The sequence below is a fragment of the Agromyces mediolanus genome (genome assembly GCF_014648575.1).
In the GTDB taxonomy this organism is placed as follows: domain Bacteria; phylum Actinomycetota; class Actinomycetes; order Actinomycetales; family Microbacteriaceae; genus Agromyces; species Agromyces mediolanus.
Map to the genome: position 1 here is coordinate 428177 of NZ_BMRJ01000002.1, position 25780 is coordinate 453956.

The window sequence follows — 25780 nt, forward strand, 5'->3', positions numbered from 1 at the left end:
GGGCCGTCAACCGGTGTTGACGTGAGCGGAAGTTAAACGCGTAAACGTCCGTTTTGGCTACTGATCTGGGAAATCCGAGCGTAAGGACCGCAAATTCTTCGGCTCAGGGAAACCCTTGGGTCTGCCCGTTTCGCCATGGAGCGGCCGAGGTAGGGCCGTTCCGTCATGCCTTCCGCCTGCCGCGACCGCCGTTTGCGGACGGATTCGGCTCGTACCAGTGGGGGACGCCGTCCTGTTCGGGCTGCGATGGGGCACGGCGGGGTTTGAGTGGTCGCAGTCCTTGCGACGGGCTGCCCTCGGCGGCGCGGGCCTCGGCGCGGAGGCTTGCGGTGTACTCGGTTTCGTCCACGACTTCGGCATCGATCACGTCGGCGTCATCAACGCCTGCCCAGTCGATCTCCACTCTCCTCACGGCGCCACTTTCGAGCAGGCGCTGCTCCCACGCGGGCATACCGAGTTCGAGGTTGACCTGCTGCGTGCCGACGACGTTCGCCCGGTCGAGCAGCTCCTTCGCGGCGGCGAGCTTCACGTTGTCCCCCACGGTCGGGGACGACATCAGCTCCACAAGCTTCTTGGCGGCGAGGTCGCTCGCCATCAGGATGCGCACCTGCGCCGCCGCGCGGACCTGCGGCGCGGACCCACCATGGAGTCGGCAGACCGTCGCTCCCTTGATCGCGTAGTTCATGCACGGCTGACCGTTGCGCCGCCTCGCAGTGCATACGGTCCCGGTCTGCATACGGTCCAGGCCCTTCTTCGTCATCTTCACTTCTCCACTTCGGTCGAATGTCCACTTCGGGTGAACCCAGCCCGGACGGCGCAGGCAGGATCGACAAGAGTCGCGCCGTCCGGGCTGGGGGTCTTGTTAGAGGGGTCGCGGTTGGGCGTTCAACTTCCGCCTAATCAACCGCCGCCCCTTAAGGGACTAGGCGGAAGGGCGGCGGTTGCCGCCCCGGCCCGTCCCTGGCATCCCGGCTCGCTATGGCCGCCTACTTCCGCCTCAGCGGTCAGGCGGCGATAGGAACCGCGCCGTTACGGCGAAGCACGGGCATTCGAAGGCTCGTCCGCTTCAACCGCCGCCTCACCTTCAGGCGGCGATAGACGCACCTTCGACGGGCTGGATTCGCTGAGGCGGCGATAGCCCCACACCTTCACGGCCCGCTGCTTGCCGTCCTTACCCGCGCGCTGGGTCTCGCGGGGCTCAAGTTCACCCGTTTCCGCGAGCTCGTCGAACGCTGCGCGCTTCGCTGCGGTCGCGCCCGATACGGCCTGCAGAACCTGCTCGCGGGTGTACTCGAACGAGTTCTGCCGGACGAGCTTCGCGATCGACAACGAGATGCCTTCGAGGCGGGACGGCGGCTTCTCGCCCCATCCGACGGCGCGGACGGCGACTTGTAGCTCGCCGAGGTGCTCGCCTGCTGCGGCGTCGAAGCGCCCGATCGACCAGTCCACGATGTACTGCTGCCCGCCCCACTGTCGCGAGCCGAACTGCATGCCGATCGAGAACTCGCCTTCGTCCACGCGCGGTCGGGTGTGGTGGTTCTGGAGGATCCAGCTATCGGCCCACTGAGCCACGCCGGATTGCGCGATGGAATCGAGGTCGAGGTCTTTGCCGCCGGTCTTGCGGAAGTGATCCGCGAGGAGGAACGACGCCCCGTCCGGCACCATCTGCTGCAGCTCGGCCAGCATTGCACCTCGGTCGTAGAGGTTCTGGGCCTCCACTCCGGGAGGGTGGAAGGCGTAGAGGGGGTCGATGATGACGAGGCCCGGGGTTTCTTCCGCGACCGCCTCCTCGAACGCAGCGAGGAACGTCTCGCCGGTCAGGTCGCCTGCGTCGAACACCATGCGCAGGGGTAGCGAACGTAGGTCCACTCCCATCGACTGCGCGATGCGCTGAAGACGACGCATCGTCGGGAACTGACCGCCCTCGCCGAGGTACATAAGAACGGGGCGCGGCTCGGGGACAGCGAAGCGGTCGAGATAGGGCTCCCCGCTTGCTACCGAAAGCGCGAGCGCCAACGCGGTGTAGGTCTTGAGCGTCTTCTTCTCGCCCGCAACGACGCCGTAGGAGCCGTCCGGCCACACGCCCTCCACCAGCCATCGCATCGGCGGCACCGGTTCGGCGAGCTCCGAAGCGCTTACCACGCGGAACCGCTCGCGTGCAGGGGAAGCGCCCGATCGGACGCGTTGCATCTCGTTGATGATCTGCACGGCCGTGCCGTGCAGTTTCATGTGCCAGTCGGTGAAGTCCTTCCTGCTCTTGTCGCCCGCGAGAAGGCCGAGTGGTGCCCAATCGAGCACATGCACGTCTGCGCCAAGCTTGCCCAGGGCGGCAGCGACCTTCTTCGCGCCCTTCTTGCCTGCCTCGTCGTTGTCGTACAGAACGAACACTTCTCGGTTCGAGAGCATGTCAAGGCCTGCTGGAAGCGTGGCTGCCCCGCCCGTGCCGGTGACAGCGACGAACTCACCCTCTCCGATCTGGTTAGCGAGCAGAGCATCGAACTCACCCTCGACGAGCAGCACGGGTAGGTTGCCGGCCGACAGCACTTCGGAGAACGCGAGCACTGCTGCGCCGTGATCGGGCAGGTTGAGCATCTTCTTCTTTGCGTCGGCGTTCGGCCGATAGCGGCGCACGTTGACCCACTTGCCTTCGAAGCGAACTGGGATCGTGAACCGCTGACCGTCGTGGCCGAGCTTGAACTTGTTGATCGTGTCGAGGCTGAGGCCGCGCTGCGCCGTCAGATACTCCACCCGGGCAGGCTGGGCGGCCAGCATCTGGTCGTGCCAGCGGTAGACCTTGCTGTCGTCCTCCAACGGAGGCGGTGGCTTTCGTTCCGTTGCACGGGGAGCAACCTTGATCGACGATGCCTCGATCTTCTTGCCGAGCTTGGTGAGAAGGTCTTCGACAGAGCCGCCGTCTTCCTCGGTCTTGAGGCAGTTCCACTCGCCGGTCTCGATGTTCATCGAGGCAGACGGCGTCCTGCTCTCCTCGGGGTCTTCGCACAGTGGGCAGAACATCCGCTGCTCGCCATCGGAGCTCGGTGCTCCGACAGTCCACAGTTCGAAGGCGGCTAGCACTGCGTCGGCAGAGTACACGCGACGCTCTCGGCGCACGGAAGGTCTACGGCGGGATGCTGCGTTGCGCCTCATGGTTGGCACGGGCATCGCCTACTCGGCGTCGGTCGTCGGCGCGATCTCGCACGACTTCAGGTAGGCATCGAGTTGCGCCTGCGAGAAGCGAACGTGCAGTCCGCCGAGCTTGTAACGCCCGATCTTCCCGGCTTCAGCGGCGCGCTTGAGCTGCCGCACGGAGAGTCCGACGTACTCGGCACCGGTCGGGTAGTTGAATGTCGGCTTGTTGTAGTCGTTCTGCGTGGACACGGTGGTCCCTTCCCGTCGAGAAGGTGCCGTACCAACACGAAAGCCGAGCACGGAACCCACCCGACATCGATTCATGTCGTTGAGTGGGTCCACTGCTCGGCTTCACGTCACCTGGGGTTCCGCAGGAAAGGCCGAGGCCACATCTCCGTTAGCTCGCAGGATCTTTGCGAATCCGCTTGCGCCCTCCGGTTGCTCGTGACGTCGCACGGCCTTTGGGACAGCGGGGTGTTGCTTGTTCAGTTGTGCCGGGCTTCCCCGGTGCGTTTCAAGGTTACCCGATCTCGGTTCGGTGCCGCTCGGAGTCGGTTCCGAGCGTGCGTGAGGCGCAAAGTGCACCGAGCCGAACGTGGCTGAACGGGCCACGAACTCCCTCCGGTGCGAAGGTCGTCCAGACCTCGACGCCCAGCTCTGCGGCATCGACTGCGGCGAGCAGCGCGAAACCCTTGTGAGCTGATCGCAGGCCATTCGGATGGACGCTGAGCATCGCGCGTTGGAGGCTGCGGGCAATCCACGTGCCGCTGTGGCTGAGCTGGTTGGATCGCTTCCAGATGGCGAGCCGGACGACCGCTTCGTGGACGAGACTGGAACCGCCGGGACAGTGTGCGAGGTCAGGCGCGATGATTCGTATCGTCGCGCGTTCGAGCGGGGTCATGGCGCGAGCACCGACCTCCCACGGCGCAAGATCGATTGGCTGATGTGGATAGTCAGCGGCCGAGCCCCAATAGTCGGGCAGAGCGCCCCGAATCGGCACCGAGGTAGCGTTGATCGTGTTCATTCTGGCACTTCCCTTCCGAGAGCCCCGCGACGACCGAGAGTAGGCGGCGTCCGGGGCTCTTGCGTTGTCAGAGGACGAGCGTCGGCCGGATCATCGGCCACTTGGTGAGCAGGTCGCAGTAGCTCTCGTAGACGTTGCCGTTCCGGTCGATGTGCCACTGAATTTCGTGTTCGGCTCGGTCGAGCTCGCTCAGTGCGTACTCTGCTGTGCGCCGCAGGTCTTCATACCGCTGCGCCAGATCGGACGTCGGTTCGGTACCGTCCATCAATTGGTACTTCACTTCCGTGCGCAGCGACTCGATGAGCTCGTCGGCGGCGGTCAGATCGACAGTTCGCTCGGCCATGAATTCGTCGGCGGCTCCGGACACGCCGCGCTCGAACGCGCGGACGCTGTCGAACACGGCCCGGTCGACGGCAGCGATGGTCTCTCGCTCAACGGTCGAGTTGGCGTATCCCTGCTCGCGGGCGAGGATCCGCAGGTCGTGTGGGTGCATGTTTTCGGTCATCGGGTTCTCCTATCGGCGGCGGTTCGTCTTGGCAAGGGCCGCGACGCGGTCGCGGGCGGTCTGTCGGCGGTCGGCCTTGTCGAAGGCAGCCGCCCACTGGGCGTCGACGGCGGAGAGCTCTTCGCGGAGGGCTTCGGCTCGTTCGCGGAGCTTGGTCCGCTGGGCTTCCAGACGCTTGACGGTGCCCGCGCCGACCGCGGCGGGGTACTTGGGGAGATCGATGGTCATCGGGTTCGTTCCTTTCGGTCGGCGGCGAGGACGCCGCGTGCGAGGGTGGGCTGAATCGGCTGGCTGGTGGCGGGCAACACTCCTTGCTCCACGAGGTAGCAGCGGAGTGCTTCCGCGACGATGGAGCGCTTGGAGATGCCGGAGAGCTTGACGAGCGCGTTCAGCGCGGTGTCGATATCACCCGGGATGGGCTGCTGAAGCTTCGCATTGGGCTTCAAAACTTGAGTGAGCATGCCTCAACTTTACGGTTCAAGCCGCCCTCCGCGCTGGACTCGACGGAGAGGCAAATTCGGATAGGAAGTGGACCCAAGGTGGACACGGGCGTCGAGCGCTGCGAACGGCAGGAGAGCGAAGCTTGAAGGATGACTGAACCCATCCCGACCGCATCCGAATACGCCTCCGGCGGCTACGGCCGCACCGCAGATGGCAGGCCCCGCCCGCTCACCCCGAAGGAACGTGCCCAGGCTGAACGCTCTGCGTCCATCCGCGGCGAGAGCATCGAGCAAGCCGCCGACCGGCTTCGCGGCACTCGTCGCTAGCCGCTACACGCCCAAATGCGTGGCTCGGGTGGTGGCCTCAACCCCGGCTACCGGCTCGACCGAGATCGCCATGGAGCGCCCAGCCGGCCATGGCTCCGTCAGGCGGGCTCGTCCAGCGAGGCAAGCAGATCGCCGAGGTCAACATCGAGCGCGTGTGCAATCCGCCACCACGATTCGAGCGACCCGCGTGACGCTGGCTGTTCGGGTCGTCGGGACCGTGGTGAACCTGTCTCCATCGCGATGAGGGTTGCTCGCGAGACGCCGCTGCGCTCTGCAAGCTGCTCGTACGTCAGTTCTCGCTCGGCGCGAAGGACGCTCAGCCGAAGCCTCAGGGCGTCAAAGTTCGGTTCAGCGAGCACTCGAACAAGCCCACCCGTTTGCGGGACGGTGCGCAGTATGGCAAGCCAGATAGAGTTGGGCAAGCCAGACCAGATGGAGAGGAACCACCCACTCGTGAGAACCGCCCGACCACGCATGTTCCTGCTCATCTCGGCTCTGATCGCTTCACTCCTCGTCGGCGCTCCAATCGCTGCACAGGCGACCGAACTCGACGTGCCGATGCCGGATCTAGTCGGCGAACCGGCTGACATCGCTGCGAAGGCTCTCGACAACATGGACCTCAAGGTGAAGTTCGACGCGAAGGGCCGCGCGGTCTGGAAGAAGAGCAACTGGGTCGTCGTCTCTCAGAAGCCCAAGGCGGGCGCTGCGGTCGAGGAAGGTGACAAGGTCACCCTGCGTGTCATCAAGAAGAGCGACGTGGTCAACGAGGGACGCGCGGTCCCGCTCTGCAAGCGCCATGCCGAAGACAGCGGGCAGATTCCCCAGAACGTGAAGTGGCCGCTCTTCGACTTCGTTGCCTCGCCGCACGACCTCGGCATCGTCGTTCGGGTCAATGGTGCGACCGACGATGCCTTCAAGACGCCCGTGTCGATCCGCTGCACTTACGAGGGTACGAAGAAGGACCCGAAGCTGGTCGAGTTCGAGGTGCTCGAAGTCTTCTGAGTCGAGAGCACGCCGGAAGTCGGTTCCGGGCCGCGTTGTCGCCTCCCGCGCTGCGCGTCAGAACGGGCTGGCGCCTCCGTACGACACCCACGATTCGCTCGCGGCGAGGCGCGAACGCGGGAGCGGCGGATACGTCCAGACCTCGCTCTCTCCGGTCGCGGCATCGACGACGTTCTCGATCGCGGTGAACGCAAAGTCGAACTCGTCGTCTTCGAGGATGCGGATGCCGATCCCCATCTTCAATCCTTCGGCGAACACGTTATCCGCGAAGTCCTCCCACGACGGTCGAGCGTCCATGTTTCTCCACGCAGCGGAGATTACGGCGACCGCCTCCTTCACCGCTTCACCGATCTCCTCCCCTAAACCGGACACGCCAAACTCCGCCTGGAAACCCCTCCGGAACCCCTCGCGCCGCGCCAACCCTCGGTGCTCGGTTGCGCTCCGGCGTACTCCGAACGGCCTTTTGCGGCGCGGCGTTCCCAGCGTTCTGGCGGGGCGGGACGGTCTACCGACGAGCACGCCGGTTCGCCCCGGAAGGGCTTCCCCGACTCCCTGTAAATCAGACTGCTCAGCATTCGGGGGTTCGAATCCCTCACTCGCCACCATCAGCGCTTGAAGACGAAGGCCACCGGATTCCGGTGGCCTTCGTCGTTCCCTCCGGCCGTCGCGGCCCATCTGCGCCTCGTTCGGGGGTCGCGCGTCCGCCGGGGTCCCGAGATCCCTCTGTTTAGATGGAGAGGACGGTCCGTACCCCGAGCGGACCGACTCCGACCCGGGCTTCATGGTGGCTTCCCACAGAACCGAACGATCAGCGGATCCGCGCGAGCTGCTCCGCCGTGCCGTCGGCGAGCGAGACGTCGAGGCGGTCACGTCCCTCGTCGCGCAGCACTGGATGTACCTGCTCGAGCACCGCTCCATCACGCTGGCGCTGGCGATGGGCCTCTGCGCGCCGGACCCGGCCGATCCGCTGCTGACCGCCGTGTTCACCGAGCTCGGCGCCCACCTGAAGTCGACCTTCCGCACGAACGCGGCCTCGCACCGCGCTCGCTGGAGCGGCGCACGCCGCTCGGAGGCGGAGGCGCTGCGCGCCGTGCTCGGCGGCACCGTCGCCGCGATCGCCGCGCGCGCCGACGGCCGCGCCGCCGAGAGTCTCGTCCACATCGATCGCGCCCGGGCCGCCCTGCCCGCGGCCGCTGCGCGGATCCCGCCGGCGATGCTCGCCCGGCTGCAACATCACTGGCTGCGCACGGAGCTGATGAGCACCGGCTACGTGACGGTCGTCGACGGCTCGGAGGAGGTGCTCCGGGTCGCGGTCGCGACGGAGCAGCTGGACATCGCGTACTGCACGGCCGGGTACTACGCGCTCTCGCACGCGCTGGCCGGGCGGGGACCGGCCGCCGACCGGGCCGCGGCGGAGGCGGATGCCCTCGCCGACCTCATCGAGCCCTGGCAGCGGGCGGCGATGGGCGTCCCGCTCCGGCTCGCGTCGGCGCTCCGGCTGCTCGACCGGGGGCACGGCGACGACGCGGCGGCGCTGCTCACCGACGACCGTCGAGCGGAGCAGGACTCCGAGCTGTGGGCGCTCGCGCTGATGGTGCGCTCGCAGCTGCCGGCCGCGAAGCAGGACTCGACGCGGTTCCTCGCCCAGCTCGAGGCCGAGGCCGCGTCCTGGCCGTCGGACGTCGTGGCCCAGCCCGCGAACAGCGTCCACCTCGACGTGGCGCGCGCGCAGCTGAACGGGCTGACCGGGCGCGGCGCGCTCGCGATCGAGCTGCTGGAGCGGAGCGCGGAGCACGACGCGCACGGGATCGTGCGCGTCCGCCTCGCGGCGATCCGCGCAGCGGAGGACCCGACCGCCGCCGCGACGCTCGTGGAAGCGGTGCTCCGGGAGAGCCGGGACCGGCCGCGGGCGGCAGCGGAGATGCACCTGCTCAAAGCCGCCCGCGCGCTCTCGGAGGGCAAGGACGCGATCGCGTCCCGCGAGTTCCGGCGCGCGGTCGCGCTCGCACTCGCGAACGGCATCCCCAGGTCGCTCGTCGTCGCGGGGCCCGCCGTGCTCACGAAGCTCTCGGAGCTGACCGGGACGCGCGAGGCGCTCGACGCCGTCGCCGAGATCGACCAGGAGCTCGTCTCCCTCGACCGCTCGAGGGATCACACCCTCCTCACGCCCCGCGAGCGCGCCGTGCTGCTCGGACTGATGTCCGGGAAGACCCGCGCGGAGGTGGCGCGGGACTCGTTCGTCAGCGTCGAGACGGTGCGGAGCCAGCTGCGGTCCGCGTACCGAAAGCTCGGCGTGCGTTCGCTCGAGGCGGCGATCTTCGCGGCGAGCGAGGCCGGAATCCGCAACTGATCGGCTCGCGGACTTCACCCTCAGGGGGATTCTCCGCGCGCCGAGGGTGAAGTCCTGCGTTCCCGGGCTGCATCTCACATGCGGTCGGACATAGTCGAAGTGACGCCCAGCCGGTCGGACCCGACGCATCCGGCCGAATCCGACGCATCCCGACCGACTGACGCGCGCGCTCCCAACGGAGCGAGAACCCGATCGGCAGCGACCCCGTCGCGCCCACCCGATTCACCGAAGGAGCGTGCCTTGCGTTCGACCGCGCCGCGAAGTCACCGACCGCACCCCAGCCTCGTCCGGCGCCTGCTGGCGTTCGTGGCATCCATCGGGCTCGCGCTCGTCGCGGTGGTCGTGCTGCCGTCCGCGGCGCACGCCGCCCCGAACCCCGCGATCGTCGTCGGCGACGTGACCATCGCGCCGGCCGACACGCAGGCGACCATCGGCGACTCGCTCACCGTGTCGGGCTCGTGGAATGCGAGCGAAGCCGACCCGAAGGTCGGCGACTCCTTCACGATCGGGCTCCCGCCGCAGCTCAAGTTCCCGCAGAACGTGCCGTTCCAGCTCACCGGCACCACCCCGAGCGGCGACCCGGTCGTGTGGGGGAACTGCCTCACCGACACCGCGTCGGGCATCGCCACCTGCGAGCTGACGGACGAGGTCGAGGCGTTCCCCGAGCTCGTCATGGGCACCTGGCAGTTCCAGGTGGAGGCGGTCCAGGCGACCACCGCCGAGGCGATCCAGTTCGACCTCAACGGCAAGCCGGTCATGGTCGACCTGCCCGGCACGGGCGGGATCGACGACGGCATCGTGCTGCCCGGCGAGGTCACCAAGTCCGGGGTCATGAACCAGAACAACTGGTCCATGACGTGGACCATCGACATCCCCGGTGCGAACCTCGTCGCCGCCGGCGGCGACACCGCCCGCATCACCGACACCCTCGGCGCCGGTCACGCGCTCTGCGACCCCACCGGACTCAAGGTGCAGACGGTGCGCGGCAGCACGGTCGTCGACGTGACGAGCATCGCGACGCTCGACGGCGCACCCGGCGACACCTCGTTCGGCCTCGCGCTGGCCGGGCCGTTCGACGCGAACGTCACCTACCGGGTCACCTACCAGACCTGCACCGAAGACGGCCGGATCGACCCCGCGGGCACCGAGTACGAGAACTCCGCCCAGATCGAGGGCTGGGGCGAGGCCGGCCACGGCGTCGGTACCGTCGCCAACCTGCCGTGGCACCTGAACCTCGGCAAGTCCGGCAGCGTCCTCGGCGGCGCGGAGCGCAACGGCAAGGTCGCGTGGACCGTCGTCGTCCCGGGCGACCAGCTGCTCGGCAAGGACGGCTTCACCCTCACCGAGACCCTCGGCGCCGGGCACCAGCTGTGCACCGACACGATCAGCGGCATCCAGATCGCCGAACGGTACGGCCCCAGCAATCAGTTGCAGCAGAGCCTGACCGGCAAGCTCACGCCGACCACGCTCGCCTCGAGCCCGCAGTCGTTCCAGGTGCGGTTCGACCTCAACGACAGCGCCGTGGCGTTCAAGGCGTCCGACTACCGGTACGTGATCACCTACACCACCTGCGTGACCGCCACCGAGCTGCCCAACGGCGGCACCGCCTACGCCAACTCGGTCGATGTCGACGGCGCGGTCGCGACGAACGAGGCGACCGTCCCGAACCGGAGCCAGGGCAAGACCGGCCGCATCAACACCACGGCCGTGACCATCGACGGGGTCCAGCACATGCCGCAGACCACCATCGGCTGGTCCGTCACGATCCCCGGTCAGCTGATCGAGAACGTCGACGGCGTGCTCACGCTGACGGACGTGCTCTCCGACTCGCAGGCCGTCTGCGCGGCCGGCGACCCGAGCGCGGGGCTGGCGGCCCGCCTGGGCCTCCGGGTCGAGGCGCGCGACCAGATCCAGAACGGCGGCCTGCAGACCGTCGACCTGAGCGGCTCCACGGCGGTGCAGCAGAGCGGGAACACGCTCACCTTCGACCTCGACGCGGTCGACCTCCCCATCCCGACCGGCACGAGCGACGGCTTCAGCCGCGAGTACCAGTACGTGCTGACGTACACCACCTGCACCGCCACCGGCGGGATGGATGCCCCGGGCACCGTGTACTCGAACACGCTGACCGGCGACGGGGTCTCCTTCAGCTCCACCACCACGCAGAACAACAGCGGCAGCGGCACCGGTCAAGGCGTGACCCGCGGCTCCGTGTCGCTCGTGAAGACGCTCGTGGACAACGCCGGGGCGGCGTTCGTGCCCGCCGACACGATGTTCACCGTCCACGTCAAGGAGATCGACCCGACGGCGACGGTGCAGAAGGAGTACGAGCTGCGGGTGCCGCTCGACGGCGCCCCCATCAGCGGGCTCAACGCACGCGGCACCGGCTGGACGGTCGAGCTCACCGAGCCGACGTTCCCGACGGTCCCGGGCGTGACGTTCGGTGACCCGGTGTTCGCCGAGGGACCCGGCGTGACGGTCAGCCCGGACGGGAAGACCGCGATCGCCTCGATCGACCCGGGCGTGAACGTCGCGGTGTCGCTCACGAACGAGGCGCTGCTCGGATCCGCGACCATCGTCAAGGAGCTCGGCGGCGGCGCCGCTGAACTCGTCGACGCCGACCGCCGGTACCAGGTCACCGCGGCCATCGACACGAGCGCGCTCGGGCAGGGCTTCCCCGCCCAGGCCGACCGCGTCCTGCAGCTCGAGACCGGCGTGCCGGTGACGCTCGCCGAGCTGCCGATCGGCGCGACGGTGCACTTCACCGAGCTCCGGCCGGTCGACGACGACACCCTCACCTGGGCCGCGCCGGTGATCACCCCGTCGACCGTCACGGTCTCGGCGGGCCACGCGACCACTCCGGCCGCGATCACGGTCACGAACAGCGCGGAGCGCACCGTCGGCACCTTCGCGGTGGCGAAGACCGTCACCGGTGCGCAGGCCGACAACCCGGCCGTCCCCGACACCGTGACCGTCACCGCGAGCTGGACCGAGGAGGGCGTCCCCGGCAGCACGACGCTGACCGTGCCGACCGACGGCACCCCGGTGCCGCTCGGCGCGGACCTCCTCATCGGCACCCGGGTCACGCTGAGCGAGACCCCGCTCGTCGACGGCTCCAGCATCGCCTGGGGCGCGCCGAGCTGGTCGGGACCCGGAGTGACGGTCGACGGCGACTCCGCCGTCGTGACGATCGGCAGGACGGCCGACGCCACCGTCGCCCTCGAGAACCACGCCGCCACCTCGACCGCCGGCATCAGCCTGCTGAAGGCCGTCGCCGGCGAGGCGGCGGGCGAGGTCGATCCGGAGGCCGAGTTCCCGGTGACCGCCAGGTGGGTCGACGCGGACGACGTCGAGCACGCCCGCGAGCTGATGATCAGCACCGCGGAGCCGACCCCGCTCGGCGTGGAGCTGCCGGCCGGCACCGTGGTCACGATCACCGAAGGCGCCCAGCCGCGCTTCGACACCGTCGTGTGGGGGTCCATCACGATCTCCGGTGCGGGGGTCGACGATCACGGCGACGGCTCCGCGACGGTCGTCGTCTCGGACCAGCAGGATGACGTGGCGCTCGTCACCGTCGTCAACGAGGCCACCTGGGCTCCCGGCGACTTCTCGATCGCGAAGCGCGTCGACGGGGTCCGCGGGGACCACCCGGACGTGCCCGCCGCGGTGACCGTCCTGGCCGAGTGGACGGATGGCGACGCCGCGCAGTCGCTCGAGCTCGAGGTGCCGACCGACGGGACCGTCGTGGCGTTCCCGGCGCAGCTGCCGCACGGCACCGAGGTCACGCTCAGCGAGACCGGGCTCGAGGCCGGCGCGCAGTTCACCTGGGCGACGCCGGACTGGACCGGGGACCGGGTCGTCGCGAGCGGCGACGGGACCGCGGTGGTGACGATCGGCGCGGCCGACACCGCGGAGGTGGCGCTCGTGAACACGGCCGTCCCCACCCTCGGGAGCGTCACGATCACCAAGACGCTGGCCGGTGAGGGCCGGGATGCCGCCGCGAAGACGAGCTTCCCGGTGACCATCACCTGGAGCGACCTGCTCGGCGAGCCGCAGAGCCGCGAGGTCCAGCTCACCGCCGGCACGCCCGCCACGATCGACGGGCTCCCGCTCGGCACCGAGCTCAGGGTTGAGGAGGGGACGGCGAAGCTCCCCGAGGGGATCCGATGGGCCGGAGCCGACTGGTCGTCCGACGACGACCGGGTGACGGTCACGAGCGATGCGGGCAGCGCCGTCGCCACGGTGACGGTCACCGGTGAGTCGGCCGCCGCGGCCGAGCTCTCGCTCGAGAACCGGCTCGAGCTCGGCCCGGCCCTCGCGGGCACCGGCGTCGACGGGGTCGCGCTCGGCATCGTCGGGGGCGCTGCGCTCCTCGCGATGCTCGGCGGAGCCGCGGTCCTCATCGCGCGACGGCGCGCTCGAGGCTAGGCGGCTGCGAACGGCCGGCGCCGTCGGGTGAGACTCCCGGCGCGCCGGCCGTTCGGCGTCCCGAGCGCGCGGCTGCGGGTGTGGAGAGCTCCTGATCCAGTTTGGTATCCCGAACTAGGATGGCGCGGGGTGCATCGGTGCCGTCCGGCCCAGCGCGCCGACGATCGAGAGGGATGACCATGGCAGTTCGGGAGACGTTCGTTCGCAGGCGAGGCGCGAGGTTCGCGGCCGGGGCGGGGGTGCTGGCGGTCGCGCTCCTGCTCACGGCCTGCGCCGGCGCCGCCCCGTCGGCGGGGCCCGCAGCTGGCGAGCAGACGGCTCCCGGCGATGCCGCGGCGAGCGACGCGCCCCAGGCGGCCGGCAGCGGGCGCGACCTCTCGGAGGGTGGCAGCTGCGTCGGCGGCGAGGACATCGTCATCGCGGCCGACGGCTCCAGCGCGGTCGTCGACGGCCCGTGCGGCACCGTCACCATCACCGGCGCGGACTTCGGCGGCAACATCGAGTCGGCGGAGTCGGTCGAGGTCTCTGGCGCGAACGCCAGCGTCCTCGGCACCGAGTGGGGCGAGGCGCGCGTGCTCGCCGACGGCGTGACGCTCAACGTCGACTCCCTGCAGCGGCTCGTGACCGAGGCGGCCGGCACGCACCTCACCACTCAGCGCGCGGGCGAGCTCGTGATCGACGGCGACGGCGCCACCGTGAACGGGGGCGAGGCCGAGCGCGTCGCGCTGAATGCGAGCGACGCCACGGTGGTGCTCACCGCGATCACCGGTGCGCTCGAAGTGCACGGCGACCGCAACATCGTCAACTGGGCGACCGGAGTCGAGGCTCCGACGGCCGACACCGGTGCAGAGAACGTCTACACGCACTAGCCGCGCGTTCGCAGCCCGCTCGCAGGGTGGGCCGGGAGCCACTCAGCATGTGCTCCCGGCCGCGCCAGCCCCTGACGCATCCAGCAGGAGAAGCCCCCTTCTCACTACCGGGCCGTCGCTTCCCCCGAAGCGACATCACCAGTGAATCGCATCGAGGCCCCGCGGTCCCGGGCCTTGACAGCGGTGCCTTAGGTGTGCTGCGTCGCGCGCTCAGAGGCGCTGGTACCACTCGACCGCGCTCGCCGGCAGCGCGAACGGCCGGTCGAGGGGAGCGGATGACTCGGCCCGCACGCGCTCGGTCGAGAAGTCGTGATCCACGGCGAGCAGCGCGAGCGCCCGCTCGAGCCCTGGCGAGCCGGCGACCGCCGCCCGAGCCTGCGCCATCGACACGCTCGGCGGGGCCGACCGCCCGGGCCAGAGGGCGTCGACGAGCGCCCGCACCGGCACGGGGTCGCGATGGGCGGCGTGGAACACCGAGTGCTCCGGGCGCGGACCCGTCGCGAGCTCGACGAGCAGGCCGCCGAGGGTGCCCGCCTCGATCACCGAGTGCACGGCGCGCCCGCCGTCGACGAGGCCGCCGACCGCGGCGGTCAGCGCCGCGATGCCCGGCCCCACCCAGCGGTCGCCAGCACCGAGCACGAGGTGCGGGCGCACGACGAGGCCGCCGGCGTCGAGCACGAGCCGTTCGGCGGCCGCCCGGCTCGCGCTGAGCGGCGAGCTCGGGGCGAGCGGGGCATCCGCCTCGTCCAGGTGATGGAACGGCCCGCGCCCCGAGACGGCGGCCGTGCTGAGGTACACGACACGGGCGCCGCTCGCCGCGGCGGCGGCGGCGACGTTCGCCGTGCCCTCGACGTTGACCAGCCGGTGCAGCTCCGGGTCGCTCCCCACATGGCTCGCGGCGTGCACCACCGCCGAGACGCCGGCGAGCGCCGCGTCGAGGGCCGAGACATCCCGCACGTCCGCCAGTTCCCGGGTGATCGGGCGGACCGACCACCCGGGCAGGCGACGCGCCGCCTCGGCGGCCCGTGAGCCGATGAAGCCGCGCGCGCCGAGGACGGCGAGCACCGGTCGGGAGGTTCCGGGCATGTTCGGCTCCATTCATCCGGGGGAGGTTGGCTAGGGTTGACCGCAGCCGAAACGAAGCGGGGTGGAATGGTCCAGCAGGAACGGGCGCGACGGACGCGGGCGAAGATCATGCTGGGCGCGGCCGAGGTGATCCGCACCGCCGGCTACGCCAATGCGACGCTCAACGACATCGGTGCCGCCTCCGGGGTCACGAAGGGCGCCCTCTACTTCCACTTCGACTCCAAGGAGGAGATCGCCCGGGCGCTCATCGAGGAGCAGCACCGGGTGACCCGGGAGGCCGCGGCCGAGATCCTCGAACTCGAACTCACGCCGGTCGAGCACATGCTCCGCCTCTGCATGGACCTCGCCGAGCGGCTCACCAGCGACCCCATCGTGCGCGCCGGCATCCGTCTCACCACCGACTCCTCCACCTTCGACACGCCGCTGCTCGACCCGTACCGGGACTGGATGGCGAGCTTCGAGGAGCTCGCCCGCCGCGCCGAGGCCGTGGGCGAGACGAACGGGCTCATCTCGCCCGAGGTGTTCGCGCGCACCCTCATCCCCTCGTACACGGGCGTGCAGCTCGTCTCGGAGACCTTCACGGGGCGGGCCGACCTGATCGACCGCATCCACGACCTCTGGCGAGTGCTGCTCACCGCGATCATCCCCGCCGAGCAGCTCGCGGCGAAGCTCGCGCTCGCCGACGAGGTGTTCACCGTGAAGCCGGCACGCCGGCGGAAACGAGCGTAGCCTCGGCGCGCATCGCCACGCGCCGCCCCTGACGGATCTCGAACGCGGCCTGCTCGCGCCGGATCGTCGCGTGGACGGTCGCCGGAGGGTCGTACTCGACGATCCGGTCGAACTCGCCCTCGAAGCGGCCGAGCTCGAGTCGGGGGTCGGCCGCCTCGAGCCGGGCCGCCTGCCGGCAGGCCTCGATGAGCGCGGCGCCGGGCACGTGGTCGAGCAGATGGTCGTAGAAGACCGGATGCCGCCGGTCGACATCGAGCGTGAGGGCGCCGTCGCCGTCGACGAGCAGCACGTCCTGTTCGAGCCGGCGGCCGACCGCCGCCGCCGGCACGAGCGGGCCGCGACGGCGGAGCGGCGGCGTGGTGCCGGCGCGCTCGCCGCGGAGGCGGGCGTACGCGGCCGGCCCGACGACGAGGGCGTCACCGTGCCCCGCCGCGACGGCGCCGCCCGTCGGCTCGCTGATCGAGATCTCGAAGCGCGCGCTGCGGAACGCCCCGCCCGGGGTGCGCACGAGTCGAGTCGCGCGCACCGTCGCGTGCAGCTCCGCCGCGGAGCCCGCCCGTGCGGCGAGTGGAGTGCGGAGCAGTGCGAAGCCGAGGCCGGTCATCAGGAAGCGGTGCTCGAGCGGCACGCCGAAGCCCTCGTGGCACGCGAGGATCGTCAGCTGGCGCACCGTCTCGGTCACGAGGGCCGAGCCGGGCAGCTCGGGTTCGAAGTAGCCGTGCCGCCTCGGCCACTGCAGCGCGGCGATGTACTCGTGCTCGCCCCAGCGCACGAAATCGGTGGGCAGCACCTCGCTCGTGGATCGTCGGTGGACGAGGCGGCGCGGGACCGTTCGGTCGAAGGACAGCACTGGCGCTCCAAGGGATTCGGGCTCGGGGTTCACGGGAAACCGGGGAGGCGGTATGCTGATCTTAGTCGGGGGGCTGTGCGCGGGTGCAGGAATCGGGGGATGCCTGTACCCGCGCACTCATGCGCACGGCGTGAGTCGCCGGGAGTCAGCCCGCGAGGAAGGCCGTCACCTCGTCGCGGCTCGGCAGATCGGCGCCCGCGCGCGACGCCGTGATGGCCGCGCAGGCCGCCGCGAAGCGGGCCGCGGGGAGCAGCTCGCCCGCGGTCGCCGCTCGCCGCCGCAGCGCCGGGGCGAGGCCCTCGGCGACGACCGCGAAGAGGAAGCCGGCCATGAACGAGTCGCCCGCACCGACCGTGTCGACGGTCGTGATCGGGAACGCCGGGAAGTCGAGCACCTCGGCGCCGGCGGCCAGCAGTCCACCCGCCGCGCCGCGCGTGATCACGGCGACCGCGCCGGTCTCCGCCGCAAGCGCCGCCGCGGACAGCTCCGCGGTGCGCTCCGGGTACAGCCACGCGGCATCCTCGTCGCTCATCTTCACGAGCTGCGCGATGCGGGCGAACGCGCCGAGCCGCGCGACGGCGGCGTCGCGCGAGCCGATCAGCGTCGGGCGGACGTTCGCGTCGAAGGAGACGAGCGCGCTCGCCGCGGCCTCGCCGACGGCGTCGAGCACCGTCGTCGCGCCGGGCTCGAGGTAGGCGGCGATCGAGCCCGTGTGCACCACGTCGAAGCCGGCCACCTCCGGACGCACCGGTCGCCACTCGAGCGCGAACTCGTAACTCGCCCCGCCGTCCGCGGCGAGCGTCGCCTGCGCCGTCGAGGTGCGCGGGATCGCGCCGAGCGTGCCGGGGGCGAGGGCCGCACCGGATGCCTCCACGTGCCGCCGCACCATCGCCCCGTGCGCGTCGTCGCCGAGGCAGCTCGCGAGCTGCACGGTCGCGCCGAGGCGGGCGAGGCCGACGGCGACGTTCAGCGGGCTGCCGCCCGGATGCTCCGCGACGCCGCCGGTGCGGTCGTGCACGACGTCGACGAGGGCCTCGCCGATCGAGAGGGCGCGCGCGCCCGCCGGCCAGCTCGCTGCGGTCATCTCGGCTCCCGGCTCTCGGATCGGCGGTTCAGTAGGAGGCGTGCGGGTGCGGCGCACCCGGAACGGGCTTCGCGTCGACGACCACGAGGAGCACGGTCGCCGGTGCGCCGCCCTCGGCCGCGAGCAGGTGCTCGAGGTCGGCGTCGAAGTGGATGCTGTCGCCCTCCTCGAGGCGGAGGCGCTCGGCGCCGAGCTCGACCCGGATCGCCCCGGAGAGCACGAGCACGAACTCCTCGCCCGCGTGCCTGGAGAGGGCGCCGGGGTGGTCGGCGGCCATGACGAGGCGCACGGCCTCCATCGAGGCCCACGGCGCCCGGCTCGCGAGGCCCGTCATCACCCCGCCCACGACGTCGTCGGCGTGCTCGTCGTGGCGGTGCAGCACGTAGCTCTCGTCGGCGTCGGGTTCGTCGAAGATGTCGCCGATGCGCACGCCGAGGGCGCGGGCGACGGCGATGATCGTGCCGAGCGAGGGCGTGCGCGCGCCGGTCTCGATGCGCGAGAGGAACGCCTCGGAGAGGCCGGTCTCCGCGGCGAGGCGGCTCAGCACCCAGCCGCGGTCCTGGCGCAGCTGCTTCAGCCGCGGGCCGACCTGCGCCTCGTCGATGCCCTCCGCCGACTCGTCGAACGCCATCCGCGCACTCCTCCTCATCCTCAGCCAGGCCTCCCGCTCCGTCATTTGACGGCTCCGAGGGAGAGCCCGCGCACTAGTTTGCCCTGTGCGACGAGGCCGAGGGCGAGGACGGGCAGCGACACGAGCAGCACGGCGGCGCTCAGCCGGGCGAGGAACAGCCCCTGATTGGTGATGAAGCCGACGAGGAACACGGGCGCGGTGCTCGCGGACGTCGCCGTGAGGTTCAGCGCGAAGAGGAACTCGTTCCAGCTGAAGATGACGCAGATGAGGGCCGTCGCCGAGATGCCGGGCAGGGCCACCGGCGCGATGACCTGGAGCAGGATGCGGCGCAGGCCCGCCCCGTCGAGCTGCGCCGCCTCGACGATCTCGGCGGGCACCTCCAGGAGGAAGGAGCAGAGGATCCAGATCGCGATGGGCAGGTTCATCGAGGTGTAGAGCAGCACGAGCACCCAGAGCTGGTCGAGCGCGCCCGCGGTCGAGACGAGCAGGAAGATCGGCAGGATGGCGGCCACCATCGGCAGGAACTTCGTCGACAGGATGAACATGCGCAGCTGCTCAGCACCGCGCACGGGACGGACCGCGAGCGCGTAGGCGGCCGGGAACGCGAGCGCGATGACGAGCACCACCGAGCAGCCGCTCGCGATCGCCGAGTTCAGCAGGTACTTCGTGGCGTCCGAGTCGAGCAGCAGCCGCCACTGGTCGAGGGTGAACGGCGCGAGCAGCTCGCCGGACACGGCGTCGGCCTCGCTCCGCAGCGACGCCTGCACGACGAAGAGCAGGGGAGCGGCGAACAGGGCGCAGGCGGCCCAGGCGAGGAAGATGCGGATGGCTCCGGCGCGGGTGCGGGTCATGCGCCGCGCTCCTTTCCGAGTCGGGTGAGCACGCGGACGAAGAGGTTCGCGATGACGAGCGCCCCGGCGATGACGACGACGCTCGCCGCCGCGGTCTGGCCGTAGTCGAACTTGCGGAACATGGTCTGGTAGATCTCGAACGGCAGGTTCGTCGTCGCCGTGCCGGGGCCGCCCTGCGTGATCGCGAAGACGGCGTCGAAGGTCTGCACGACGTAGAGCGTGCCGAGCACCGCCGCGAGCGAGAGGTAGCTCCGCAGGTGCGGCAGCGTCATGTGCACGAAGATCCGCCACTCGTTCGCGCCGTCCACGCGCGCCGCCTCGAGCACGTCGTCGGGCTGGCCCTGGAGCCCCGCGAGCACGATGAGCATCATGAACGGCGCCCACGTCCAGACGAGGGAGGCGATGAGCGCGGTCATCGGTGCCGCATTCAGCAGGTCGATCGACTGCGGCGCCGCGCCGGTGAGGGAAGCGAGCCAGTCGGCGTTGCGCTGCAGCATCCCGAAGTTCGGGTCGAGGATCGCGTGCTTCCAGATCAGCGCGGCCGCCATCGGCATGACCATGAACGGCGCGATCATGAGCGTGCGGGCCACCCCGCGGCCGGGGAACGGCCGGTCGAGCAGGAGGGCCACGGCCGTGCCGATCACGAGCGAGACGATCACGACGCCCGCCGTCAGCACGATCGTGTTGAGCACGGCCGGCAGCATGCGCGCGTCCGTGAACACCGCGACGAAGTTGTCGACCCAGGCGAAGCCGAAGGCGTCGGGGCGGAGGATGTTCCAGTCCAGCACCGAGATCACCAGGGTGACGACGAACGGCAGCTGGGTGAGCACGACGAGGAACAGGAAGGCCGGCCAGAGCGGCAGCCAGCGGCGGCGGTTCTCGCGCCGCTCGTGGGCCGCCGCCGCGGCCAGGCGGCCCGGGCCGGAGGGGCCCCGCGTGCGGGACCCCTCCGGTGCCGAGGCGGTGGCGGGAGCGTCGGGCGTCCGGATCATTCGCCCGCGTACTCCTGCCCGATCGGGATGGCGAGCTCCTGGCCGACGGCGAGCGCGTCGGCGACGCTGTCGGCCTGGCCGGCGAGGATCGCGTTGATCTGCTCGGCGGTGCGGGTCGCGAGCAGGCTGAACTCGGGGATGGCCACGAAGATCGTGCCGATCGTCGGGCGGGGCTGCACGCCGGGGTCGCGCGGGTCGATCGACTTGATCGAGTCGAGCACGATCGGCGCGTAGGCGCCGGCGTGGGCGAGGTAGTCCGCGTTCGAGTAGGTCGACTCGCGCTTGCCGTCGGGCACGTTGCTCCAGCCGATCTCGGAGCCGACGAGCTCCTCGTAGCCGGCGCTCGACGCCCAGGAGATGAACTCCCACGCGGCATCCGCCTTCGCGCTGTTCTTCGGAACGCCCCAGCCCCAGCCCGCGATCCAGCCGGAGTAGTCCGTGAGCTTCGTCGGCGCGTAGGCGTAGCCGACCTTGCCGGCGACGGTGCTCGTCTCGGGGTTCTCGACGAGGCCCGCCCCGGCCGTGGCGTCGTACCACATGGCCGCCTTGCCCTGGCCGAAGAGGTTCAGGCACTCGGTGAAGCCGGCCTGCGCGGCGCCGGTCTCGCCGGAGTCCCGCACGAGGTCGACGTAGAACTGCACGGCCTCGGTGAACTCGGGGGAGTCGACCTGCGGCTCCCAGTCCTCGGTGAACCAGGTGCCGCCGAAGGTGTTCACGATCGTGCCGAGCGGGGCGAACATCTGGCCGGCGGCGGGCTGGCCGCGCAGGCAGATCCCGGCCGTGTCGCCGCTGTCGAGGGCGGCGGCGTACTCGGCGATCTGGTCCCAGGTGGGGTGCTCGGGCATCGTGATGCCGGCCGCCTCGAAGAGGTCGGTGCGGTACATCACGAAGGAGCTCTCGCCGTAGAACGGGATGCCGTGGATGCCGCCGTCGCTCGCGCTGTACGTGGTGAGCATCGAGGGCAGCACGTCGTCGACGTCGAAGGCGGGGTCCTGCTCGGTGTACGCGGTGAGGTCCTGCAGCCAGCCGAGGTCGGCGTAGTACGGGGTCTCGGAGGAGTTGATGCTGATGACGTCGTACTTCGAGACGCCGGCCGCGAGGTCCTGGGCGACGCGGTCGCGCAGCTCGTTCTCGGGCAGGACGGTGAAGTCGACGGCGAGGCCGGTCTCGGCGGTGAAGTGCTGCTCGGTGAGCTCCTGCAGATCGGTCATCTGCGGGTTGCCGACCATGAGGACGGAAATGCGGTCGCTCGCGGCGTCGCCGGCTGCGGCGCACGAGGCGAGCGGGACGGCGACGGCGAGCGCGGCGGCGGTTGCGGCCGCGCGGCGCCAGGTGGGTGTGGACACGCTCAACTCCATTGTCTCGGGGGAGGCCGGGTTTTCCCTGCCGAGACGAGATAGTGCCACACAGGCAAGTTCTTGTCTATCTACTTTCCTGAGAGGCATGTAGAGTGGCGCTCGCCGTCACGCCCGTGGCGGCACTGTGCGACACGAGGATGGCAATGGCTGCATCGGTACTGCTCGTGGGGGAATCGTGGGTGGTCCACGAGATCCACTACAAGGGCTTCGACACGCTGAACATGACGAGCTTCGAGTCGGGCGGCAGCCCGCTCGTCGAGGCGCTCACGGCGCACGGCCACGAGGTCACCTGGATGCGCGCCGACGAGGCCACCCGCTCGTTCCCGTTCCACGCGAGCGAGCTCGACGGCTACGACGTCGTGATCCTCTCCGACGTCGGGGCGAACAGCCTGCTGCTGCCGCCCGAGGTCTGGCGGGAGGCCAAGGTGCGACCCAACCGGCTCGAGGCCCTGCGCCAGTGGACCGAGGCCGGCGGCGGCCTGCTGATGTGCGGCGGCTGGCGCTCGTTCGCCGGCTTCCAGGGCGGCGGCTTCTACCACGGCACCGCCGTCGAGCGGGCGCTGCCCGTCGAGGTGCTGCCCTACGACGACCGCGTCGAGACGCCCGAGGGCGCGCACGGGGCGGTCCTGGATCCGGAGCACCCCGCCGTGCGCGGGCTGCCGGCGAGCTGGCCGCCGGTGCTCGGGCACCACCGGCTGACGCCGTCGGCCGGCTCGACGGTGCTCGTCGAGTCCGAGCAGGGGCTGCCGCTCCTCGTCGTGGGCGAGCACGGCGCCGGGCGCAGCGCGGCCTGGGCCTCGGACATCGCGCCGCACTGGTGCCCGCCGGAGTTCTCCGAGTGGGACGGCTACGGGCGGCTCTTCGCCCAGCTCGTCGACTGGCTCGCCGCGAAGGACGGTTCGGGGGCGGCGGCGGCCGATCGTTCGGCGACAGCCGATCGTTAGGCGGCGGCCCGTCGGAAGCGGCTGATCCACAGCCCGGGGAGCACCTCGAGGTCGCTCTCGTGCACGAAACCCGCGGACTCGTACAGGCCGCGCGCCGGCTCGTTGCCCCGGCCCGTCGCCACCACCGCCTCGGGCGCGAGGGCGAGCGCCGCGACCACGAGCGCCCGGCCCGCGCCTCGGCGCGCGTGCTCGGGTGCGACGACCAGGCTGTCGAGGTCGATCACCCCGTCGTCCACGGTGAACCCGAGCGCTCCGGCGAGCCCGCCGGAGCGCTCGGCGACGAGCCAGCGCAGGCCGGCCGCGCGCAGCCCCGCCTCGGTCTCGTGCAGTGGCGGGATGCGGTCGTCGCCGATGAGCGCCGCCTCGACGGCGTAGGCGGCGTGCTGGATCTCGAGCAGGCGCGGGGCGAGCGCGTCGAGCTCGGCCGCGCCGAGCTCGCGGACGGCGACGGGCGCGGTCACGCCGGGCGGTCGCCGCTCTCGGCGTCGGCCGCGCCGCGCTCGGATGCCTCGGCCCGGCTCAGGTGGTCGAGCAGCTCGTCCATGGTGGCGAAGGAGCGGCTCTCGACGCCGTCGCCGTCGCCCTCCAGCTCGTACTCGTACTCGAACTCCTCGTCGTCCTCGTCGAGTTCCACCTCGGCGACCGCGAACTCCTCGTCGAGGGCGCAGAAGACGGTGACGCCCTGACCGGGCGCGTCGTACATGAGCACGAGCTTCGCGTCGGGCAGCACGATGACGCCCTCGAGTGCGACCTCGACGGTCTCGCCGTCCTCCACCGCGAGCTCCTCGGCCGCGCGCGCATCGGCGGCCAGCAGGTGCGACTCGGCGAGGGGCGCGAGGGCGCGCTCGACGAGGGCGCGCATGGCGCCGAGCTCGGCGGCGGTGCCCTCCTCCGGCTCCGAGAGCACGGCGACGACGCGGCCGCCGGGCAGCGTCGCGGTGGCGGTCAGGTCGCCGTCGTCGTCGAGGGTGACGTCGGTGAGTCCGGTCATGGTGGGGCTCCTCAGCTGCGGTGGACAGCATCGATCCTGCCATTCGGCGGCGTGCGCCGCCGCATCGGGCGGCGAGCCGGCGAGGCATCCGCCAGTTGTTTTGATTCATTCAAAACAACTTGCTAGGGTCGAGGCATGGAGGTGCACGGCATGGCGACGGACGACGCGGAGCGACTGCGCGCCGCGGGCCTCAAAGTCACCGCACCGCGCAAGGCCGTGCTGGCCGCCCTCGGCGGCCAGGGCCACTTCGACGCCGACACTGTCTTCGAGCGCGTGCGCGGCGAACTGCCGACGACTTCCCTGCAGGCCGTCTACGGCGTGCTCGCCGCCCTGACCGGCGCGGGGCTGCTGCGCCGCATCGAGCCCGCCGGCTCGCCCGCCCTCTACGAGCGCCGCACGGGCGACAACCACCACCACCTCGTCTGCACGAAGTGCCACACCGTGGCCGACGTCGACTGCGTCGTCGGCCAGCCGCCCTGCCTCGAGCCGGCCGACGCCGGCGGCTTCGCCATCCACACCGCCGAGGTCACCTTCTGGGGCCTCTGCGAATCCTGCAGATCGGAACCGGCGGCGTAGCGCCGCCGGCATCCGACCCACCGCCCCCGCCGGCCCTGCCCGGCGGTGTTCGGCGCGCCCTGCCGCGCCCGCCGCGCCCAGCGCGGCTCGTCACCCATCCGCCCACGAACCGAAGGACGAACGCATGACGAACCCCACCACCACCCAGACCGGCACGCCCGTCGCGAGCGACGCGCACTCGCTCACCGCCGGCCCGGACGGCACGACGGCGCTGCACGACCGCTACCTCGTCGAGAAGCTCGCCCAGTTCAACCGCGAGCGGATCCCGGAGCGCATCGTGCACGCCAAGGGCGGCGGCGCCTTCGGCCGCTTCGAGACGACCCACGACGTCTCGGCCTACACCCGGGCGGCGCTCTTCCAGCCCGGCGTCACCACCGAGACGCTCATGCGCTTCTCCTCGGTCGCCGGCGAGCAGGGCTCGCCCGACACCTGGCGCGACGTGCGCGGCTTCTCGGTGAAGTTCTACACGACCGAGGGCAACTACGACATCGTCGGCAACAACACCCCGGTGTTCTTCATCCGCGACGGCATCAAGTTCCCCGACTTCATCCACTCGCAGAAGCGCCTGCCGGGCTCCGGCCTCCGCGACGCCGACATGCAGTGGGACTTCTGGACCCTCTCGCCCGAGTCGGCCCACCAGGTCACCTACCTCATGGGCGACCGCGGCCTGCCGAAGTCGTGGCGCGAGATGCCGGGCTTCGGCTCGCACACCTACCAGTGGATCAACGCCGCCGGCGAGCGCTTCTGGGTGAAGTACCACTTCGCGAGCCGCCAGGGCGACCTGCACCTCGACGCCGCCGAGGCCGAGGCCATCGCGGGCGCCGACGCGGACTTCTACCGCCGCGACCTGCACGACGCGATCGCACGCGGCGAGTTCCCGCAGTGGGACCTCTCGGTGCAGGTGATGCCCTACGAGGACGCGAAGACGTACCGCTTCAACCCCTTCGACCTGACGAAGGTCTGGCCGCACGCCGACTACCCGCTCATCCCGGTCGGTACGCTCACGCTCGACCGCAACCCGCAGAACTTCTTCGCGGAGATCGAGCAGGCGGCGTTCTCGCCCGCGAACACCGTGCCGGGCATCGCGATCAGCCCCGACAAGATGCTCATGGCGCGCGTGTTCAGCTATCCCGACGCGCAGCGCTACCGGGTCGGCACGAACTACGCGCAGCTGCCGGTGAACGCGCCGCACGCCGCGCCCGTGCACAACTACTCGCAGGACGGCGCGCAGCGGCACCACTTCAACGCGCCGACGACGCCCGTGTACGCGCCGAACTCCTTCGGCGGCCCGGTCGCCGACGCGCAGCTCGCGGGCGAGGGCTCGTGGGAGTCGGACGGCGAGCTCGTGCGCGCCGCGGCGACGCTGCACGCCGAGGACGACGACTTCGGCCAGGCGGGCACGCTCTACCGCGAGGTGTACTCGGCCGACGCGAAGGCGCGCTTCCAGGCGACGCTGCTCGGCCAGGCGCGCGCGATCACGATCGACGAGATCCGCGAGCGCTTCTTCCAGTACTGGACGAACGTCGACGCCGAGCTCGGCGCGGCGCTGCGCACCGCCTACGCCGGCTGACGCCCGGCCCAGGGTTGCCCGACTTTCATGAAAGTCGGGCAACC

At 70.7% G+C, this 25780-nt stretch carries 26 protein-coding genes; 8 read left to right on the top strand and 18 right to left on the bottom strand.

What is annotated here, in order from left to right; all coding sequences use genetic code 11:
• Positions 1-163: 163 nt before the first annotated feature.
• The 8 genes from IEY71_RS11855 to IEY71_RS18610 all read right to left on the bottom strand — a co-directional run bounded on the left by IEY71_RS11855 (position 164) and on the right by IEY71_RS18610 (position 6015).
• The gene (locus tag IEY71_RS11855) at positions 164-760 is read right to left on the bottom strand and encodes an HGGxSTG domain-containing protein (protein WP_189085532.1); all 597 of its coding nucleotides are present in this window, start codon (positions 758-760) and stop codon (positions 164-166) included.
• Positions 761-1029: 269 nt separating this feature from the next.
• On the bottom strand, positions 1030-2961 hold the full coding sequence (locus tag IEY71_RS11860; RefSeq protein WP_189085533.1) for an AAA family ATPase: 1932 nt from the start codon (positions 2959-2961) through the stop codon (positions 1030-1032).
• Positions 2962-3165: 204 nt separating this feature from the next.
• Positions 3166-3378, bottom strand: coding sequence for a helix-turn-helix domain-containing protein (locus IEY71_RS11865; RefSeq protein ID WP_189085534.1), 213 nt, complete (start codon positions 3376-3378; stop codon positions 3166-3168).
• A 271-nt stretch (positions 3379-3649) separates the two neighbouring features.
• The gene (locus IEY71_RS11870; RefSeq protein WP_189085535.1) at positions 3650-4153 is read right to left on the bottom strand and encodes a hypothetical protein; all 504 of its coding nucleotides are present in this window, start codon (positions 4151-4153) and stop codon (positions 3650-3652) included.
• Between the two features lie 67 nt (positions 4154-4220).
• On the bottom strand, positions 4221-4658 hold the full coding sequence (locus IEY71_RS11875; RefSeq protein WP_189085536.1) for a hypothetical protein: 438 nt from the start codon (positions 4656-4658) through the stop codon (positions 4221-4223).
• A gap of 9 nt (positions 4659-4667) precedes the next feature.
• The gene (locus IEY71_RS11880; protein WP_189085537.1) at positions 4668-4886 is read right to left on the bottom strand and encodes a hypothetical protein; all 219 of its coding nucleotides are present in this window, start codon (positions 4884-4886) and stop codon (positions 4668-4670) included.
• On the bottom strand, positions 4883-5119 hold the full coding sequence (locus IEY71_RS11885) for a hypothetical protein (protein ID WP_189085538.1): 237 nt from the start codon (positions 5117-5119) through the stop codon (positions 4883-4885). The genes IEY71_RS11880 and IEY71_RS11885 overlap by 4 nt, the downstream gene beginning before the upstream one ends.
• 404 nt (positions 5120-5523) lie before the next feature.
• On the bottom strand, positions 5524-6015 hold the full coding sequence (locus IEY71_RS18610) for a helix-turn-helix transcriptional regulator (RefSeq protein WP_373292263.1): 492 nt from the start codon (positions 6013-6015) through the stop codon (positions 5524-5526).
• On the opposite strand from IEY71_RS18610, the gene IEY71_RS11895 reads away from it, so the two are divergent.
• Complete coding sequence (locus IEY71_RS11895; RefSeq protein ID WP_189085539.1) at positions 5900-6427, top strand: PASTA domain-containing protein; 528 nt, start codon at positions 5900-5902, stop codon at positions 6425-6427. The genes IEY71_RS18610 and IEY71_RS11895 overlap by 116 nt on opposite strands.
• A gap of 57 nt (positions 6428-6484) precedes the next feature.
• Here the strand turns inward: IEY71_RS11895 and IEY71_RS11900 are convergent, their stop codons facing one another.
• Positions 6485-6847: a hypothetical protein gene (locus IEY71_RS11900; RefSeq protein ID WP_189085540.1), complete on the bottom strand. Its 363-nt coding sequence runs from the start codon at positions 6845-6847 to the stop codon at positions 6485-6487.
• Between the two features lie 364 nt (positions 6848-7211).
• On the opposite strand from IEY71_RS11900, the gene IEY71_RS11905 reads away from it, so the two are divergent.
• The 3 genes from IEY71_RS11905 to IEY71_RS11915 all read left to right on the top strand — a co-directional run bounded on the left by IEY71_RS11905 (position 7212) and on the right by IEY71_RS11915 (position 14074).
• Positions 7212-8777 carry a helix-turn-helix transcriptional regulator gene (locus IEY71_RS11905; protein ID WP_189085541.1) on the top strand — a complete coding sequence of 522 codons (1566 nt, stop codon included), beginning with the start codon at positions 7212-7214 and terminating at the stop codon, positions 8775-8777.
• A gap of 240 nt (positions 8778-9017) precedes the next feature.
• Positions 9018-13205 (top strand): DUF5979 domain-containing protein, encoded by a 4188-nt coding sequence (locus IEY71_RS11910; protein ID WP_189085542.1) that lies wholly within the window; start codon positions 9018-9020, stop codon positions 13203-13205.
• Positions 13206-13378: 173 nt separating this feature from the next.
• The gene (locus IEY71_RS11915) at positions 13379-14074 is read left to right on the top strand and encodes a hypothetical protein (protein ID WP_189085543.1); all 696 of its coding nucleotides are present in this window, start codon (positions 13379-13381) and stop codon (positions 14072-14074) included.
• A gap of 210 nt (positions 14075-14284) precedes the next feature.
• Here IEY71_RS11915 and IEY71_RS11920 read toward each other — a convergent pair whose 3' ends face one another.
• Positions 14285-15160, bottom strand: coding sequence for an NAD-dependent epimerase/dehydratase family protein (locus IEY71_RS11920; RefSeq protein ID WP_189085544.1), 876 nt, complete (start codon positions 15158-15160; stop codon positions 14285-14287).
• A 66-nt stretch (positions 15161-15226) separates the two neighbouring features.
• Here IEY71_RS11920 and IEY71_RS11925 point away from each other — a divergent pair, with 66 nt between their 5' ends.
• Positions 15227-15889 carry a ScbR family autoregulator-binding transcription factor gene (locus IEY71_RS11925; protein ID WP_189085545.1) on the top strand — a complete coding sequence of 221 codons (663 nt, stop codon included), beginning with the start codon at positions 15227-15229 and terminating at the stop codon, positions 15887-15889.
• On the opposite strand, the gene IEY71_RS11930 is transcribed toward IEY71_RS11925, so the two are convergent.
• From IEY71_RS11930 to IEY71_RS11955, 6 genes are read right to left on the bottom strand one after another with little or no spacing between them, the layout of a single operon-like run.
• Positions 15852-16856, bottom strand: coding sequence for a ScbA/BarX family gamma-butyrolactone biosynthesis protein (locus IEY71_RS11930; protein ID WP_308426147.1), 1005 nt, complete (start codon positions 16854-16856; stop codon positions 15852-15854). The genes IEY71_RS11925 and IEY71_RS11930 overlap by 38 nt on opposite strands.
• Positions 16857-16884: 28 nt before the next feature.
• Positions 16885-17823, bottom strand: coding sequence for a PfkB family carbohydrate kinase (locus IEY71_RS11935; protein WP_189085547.1), 939 nt, complete (start codon positions 17821-17823; stop codon positions 16885-16887).
• A gap of 28 nt (positions 17824-17851) precedes the next feature.
• A complete protein-coding gene (locus IEY71_RS11940) occupies positions 17852-18454 on the bottom strand; it encodes a helix-turn-helix domain-containing protein (protein ID WP_189085548.1) in 603 nt (200 codons plus the stop codon).
• Between the two features lie 41 nt (positions 18455-18495).
• A complete protein-coding gene (locus IEY71_RS11945; RefSeq protein ID WP_189085549.1) occupies positions 18496-19305 on the bottom strand; it encodes a carbohydrate ABC transporter permease in 810 nt (269 codons plus the stop codon).
• Entirely contained in the window at positions 19302-20297 is a 996-nt protein-coding gene (locus IEY71_RS11950) for a carbohydrate ABC transporter permease (RefSeq protein ID WP_189085550.1), read from the bottom strand. The genes IEY71_RS11945 and IEY71_RS11950 overlap by 4 nt, the downstream gene beginning before the upstream one ends.
• Complete coding sequence (locus IEY71_RS11955) at positions 20294-21643, bottom strand: ABC transporter substrate-binding protein (protein ID WP_229781713.1); 1350 nt, start codon at positions 21641-21643, stop codon at positions 20294-20296. Before IEY71_RS11955 ends, IEY71_RS11950 begins: the two co-directional genes overlap by 4 nt.
• Before the next feature lie 155 nt (positions 21644-21798).
• Between IEY71_RS11955 and IEY71_RS11960 the strand changes: the two genes are divergently transcribed.
• Positions 21799-22599 carry a glutamine amidotransferase gene (locus IEY71_RS11960; RefSeq protein WP_189085552.1) on the top strand — a complete coding sequence of 267 codons (801 nt, stop codon included), beginning with the start codon at positions 21799-21801 and terminating at the stop codon, positions 22597-22599.
• On the opposite strand, the gene IEY71_RS11965 is transcribed toward IEY71_RS11960, so the two are convergent.
• Both IEY71_RS11965 and IEY71_RS11970 read right to left on the bottom strand, forming a co-directional pair.
• Positions 22596-23060, bottom strand: a complete 465-nt coding sequence (locus IEY71_RS11965; protein WP_189085553.1) for a GNAT family N-acetyltransferase — start codon at positions 23058-23060, stop codon at positions 22596-22598. The two genes, IEY71_RS11960 and IEY71_RS11965, sit on opposite strands and share 4 nt — an antisense overlap.
• Positions 23057-23590 (bottom strand): hypothetical protein, encoded by a 534-nt coding sequence (locus tag IEY71_RS11970; RefSeq protein WP_189085554.1) that lies wholly within the window; start codon positions 23588-23590, stop codon positions 23057-23059. The genes IEY71_RS11965 and IEY71_RS11970 overlap by 4 nt, the downstream gene beginning before the upstream one ends.
• 135 nt (positions 23591-23725) lie before the next feature.
• On the opposite strand from IEY71_RS11970, the gene IEY71_RS11975 reads away from it, so the two are divergent.
• The gene (locus IEY71_RS11975; protein ID WP_271202648.1) at positions 23726-24166 is read left to right on the top strand and encodes a Fur family transcriptional regulator; all 441 of its coding nucleotides are present in this window, start codon (positions 23726-23728) and stop codon (positions 24164-24166) included.
• A gap of 124 nt (positions 24167-24290) precedes the next feature.
• Positions 24291-25736, top strand: a complete 1446-nt coding sequence (locus tag IEY71_RS11980; protein ID WP_189085555.1) for a catalase — start codon at positions 24291-24293, stop codon at positions 25734-25736.
• The last annotated feature ends 44 nt before the right edge of the window (positions 25737-25780 follow it).